This is a genomic window from Nostoc sp. CALU 546 (genome assembly GCF_048836525.1).
The window spans coordinates 1-3,136 of record NZ_JAWJTF010000248.1 but is presented as its reverse complement, the minus strand read 5'-3'; the positions used below and the strand labels follow the sequence as shown (position 1 = coordinate 3,136).

Annotated in this window: 4 protein-coding genes; all 4 read left to right on the top strand. The window is 40.0% G+C overall.

Annotated features, from left to right (window positions below):
- On the top strand, positions 1–310 hold a 310-nt coding region (psbO, locus tag RRG12_RS42230; protein ID WP_420763231.1), incomplete at its 5' end, for a photosystem II manganese-stabilizing polypeptide.
- 753 nt (positions 311–1,063) lie between these two features.
- Positions 1,064–1,840 (top strand): RNA polymerase sigma factor SigF, encoded by a 777-nt coding sequence (locus RRG12_RS42225; RefSeq protein WP_069070946.1) that lies wholly within the window; start codon positions 1,064–1,066, stop codon positions 1,838–1,840.
- Positions 1,841–2,006: 166 nt separating this feature from the next.
- The gene (locus RRG12_RS42220) at positions 2,007–2,873 is read left to right on the top strand and encodes a hypothetical protein (protein ID WP_420761605.1); all 867 of its coding nucleotides are present in this window, start codon (positions 2,007–2,009) and stop codon (positions 2,871–2,873) included.
- A 2-nt stretch (positions 2,874–2,875) separates the two neighbouring features.
- Positions 2,876–3,127 carry a hypothetical protein gene (locus RRG12_RS42215; protein ID WP_420761606.1) on the top strand — a complete coding sequence of 84 codons (252 nt, stop codon included), beginning with the start codon at positions 2,876–2,878 and terminating at the stop codon, positions 3,125–3,127.
- Positions 3,128–3,136: the final 9 nt, after the last annotated feature.

Here is a 3,136-nt window from a genome sequence, read left to right as displayed (position 1 = left end):
AGTTCCTTCCTATCGTGGTGCTGCCTTCCTAGATCCTAAAGGTCGTGGTGTTGTCAGTGGCTACGATAATGCCGTAGCGCTCCCCGCCCAAGCAGATGATGAAGAACTTACCCGTACTAATGTCAAGCGTGCTGAAAATCTCAATGGCAAGATTTCTCTGCAAATCGCTAAAATAGACAGTTCTAGCGGTGAAATTGCTGGTACTTTCGAGAGTGAACAGCCATCTGATACAGATTTAGGTGCTGGCGAACCTAAAGAAGTTAAGATTCGCGGTCTATTTTATGGACGGGTTGAACCTACTCGTGGCTAAATCTTTGGAAGTAAAGCAAATAACTGGCACTCAGAATGACAATTCTGTAAGTATCAGATTTGATCACAAAAGTTAACCTATCTACCCTCTTTTTTCAAGAGGGTAGATAGGTTTTTTACAAAGATGGGGAAAAGTTAAAACCGAGCAAAATAGCTTTGGCAATTGGGAAAATTTTGATCCCTAAATTTTGTGGGTCACTTGATTCATCCCTTTAACCTTTTCCCTTTCATTAAAAGACTATAGACTTAAGTACAAAAAAGGGCGAGATGCCCTTTTTTTATTGGCTTGCGTAAATATACATAGTATTCTTTTAAATTATTTAGTAATTTTTAATTATTGGATAAATCTCTGTTGAATAGACACGTAATTTTACTGTAAATATAACTTTTACTATTCCAACAAAAAACCGACTACTGTTGTTTTGTTTCTATAAATTAACTTCATCATTAATTAATTCAAGTTAAGTACAATCTCGGTTTGATATTTAGTGATTAATTTTATATTTTATTCCTATGTAGTTCTCAAAAAACCTACAGATCATACCAAAGATAAATAACCAACTAAATACCGATTTCGCCCATTTAAATTTTGCTCTATTGTCAAGCAATCTATGGAATTTTGATAGAAAAGCTTTGTTATCTACCATAGTATTTGCTCGGAAATATAGCGCGATATTGTCTTTGATGTCGTGCGATCGCAGCTTAATTTAAAAGCGAATAATTGATTCTTTATTTGCTCAATAAACCCGGTGCTATGCCTACCACAGTCACCACTGAACTCAAACACGAAATTTGGCAGTTGTTGCGAGAATATCAGCAATCTCCGTCAGAAAATATCCGTAATCAACTGGTAAAACTCAATTTTGGACTTGTGAGAAAAGAAGCTCACTATTGGACAAATCAATGTCATGAAACCTATGATGATTTGCTCCAGGTTGGATGTTTGGGTTTAATCAGAGCTATTGAAAGATTTGAACTTTCCAAGGGACATGCCTTCAGTTCCTACGCTCTTCCTTATATTCGGGGTGAAATTCAACACTATCTCCGAGATAAAGGTGTCACCGTCCGAATTCCTCGGAGATGGTTAGCACTCCAACAGCAAGCAATAGGAGTATCACGTTCTTGGCGTGAAAAACATAATCGTCAACCAACTGACTCAGAATTAGCAGCAGCACTAGAAATTTCTCCAAACGAATGGCAAGAAATTAAATTAGCATGGGTCAATCGCGCTCCCTTAAGTCTTGATGTGCCAATCCAAGATGGAGAAGAAGGCTCTACCTGCTTGGGAGAATTGGTTCCAGATCCTAACTATCGCAGCTTTCAACTGGCACAAGAAGACCAACTTCGCTTACAACAAGCATTGGTTCAGCTAGAAAAACGCACCCGCGATGTGTTGGAATGTGTGTTTTTGCAAGATTTAACCCAAAAACAAGTTGCAGAACATCTGGGTATCAGTGTAGTTACGGTTTCTCGTAGAGTCAAGAAAGGCCTGGATTTGATGAAAGAGCTTATGGGTGTGGCTGAGGACTAACTGCAAACAAACACCAACCCGCAGTTATGCTGGGTAGGCAGTGCTAAAAATAACCCTTGAAATGTAAAAAATTAGGTTATAAAGGGAACATACTTTGCCTTTAATACACATTTCAGGCATTTTGATTTCCATTTTTCAATTTTCCAATGGCTTTTGAGAACAGCTCATGGGCAGAACTTCAAAAATTACAATTGCAGCTATTTTAACTTTGGCGATCGCTGGATGTGCTTCTGAAGATACACAACAAGCAGTCAATCCTGTACCAATTCCCAAAATAGCCACAAAGTCGCCACCAGCGGCTCAATCCTTTAAGAATCCAGTGATACCTGCCAAACAGGTTTCACAAGTTAGTCTTACATCTGCTAACTTGATTCAATCCACTAATGCTACACAACGGGCACGAGAACTTGTGGTATCAAAAGATCGAAGTGACCCCTTTACACAACTTTTCGGGCAGATGGTTCCCGGAATGCCTCAAATATCTGGAAGGCCTGTCCCTGTGGTGCCTAAGCTACCTACTGCATCACTAGCAGTACGAAAACTTCCAACACGAAAACTTCCAACAGGCAGCATAGCTTTAAATCCAAAGAAAAATAACGTTTCTTCTGTAGCAAAAAAAGTCAATCCTACCTTGACTTCAGTCTTACCCAAGGTTTTACCTCAAGTTGTCCCCAACCCAACTTTAGCCTCTGTATTGCCACCACCAGCACAACCTGAATTAGCAAGGGCAGTGGTTGTGAGTGGTGTAGTTCTAATTAGTAAGGAACCACAGGCAATTATCAAAGTACCCGATGAGCCGACAAGTCGCTATGTACAAGCGGGACAGCGATTGGCAAATGGCGTACTGATTAAACGTATTGAAATGAATCAGGGCTACAACCCCATCGTGATTTTGGAACAATTTGGTATTGAAGTTGCCAAAATGGTAGGGGAAGGGGCTGTCACCTCAACGCCGTCAGCTGCATCTGCTACCGGCAATCCTATTTCAGTGACAACACCTCTCCAAAATTCTCTTAATGTGGGAGCTTCATAAAGATGGAGAGTCAGGAAAAAATTGAATTCGCTGATTTGCCTTTAGCTGTTTATAGAGAAATAGCAGCGCATTTACATCAAGTCGAAGGGGTGGAAGTGGATTTAATTCCCCAGTCATCCGAGCAGTTTGATTACAATCAAAGTCAAATTGCTGGTTTGAGCCTCTCATGGACAGCAAACTCTGGTTCAGAAAGTCGGCAACGAGCTAACCAGATTTTGGCTTACTATCAAAATCGCTATATGAATCCTACTTGATTTTTTGAT

Coding starts and splice junctions, on each gene's coding strand:
- RRG12_RS42225 (WP_069070946.1), top strand. CDS start 1,064: ATGCCTACCACAGTCACCACTGAACTCAAACACGAAATTTGGCAGTTG.
- RRG12_RS42220 (WP_420761605.1), top strand. CDS start 2,007: ATGGGCAGAACTTCAAAAATTACAATTGCAGCTATTTTAACTTTGGCG.
- RRG12_RS42215 (WP_420761606.1), top strand. CDS start 2,876: ATGGAGAGTCAGGAAAAAATTGAATTCGCTGATTTGCCTTTAGCTGTT.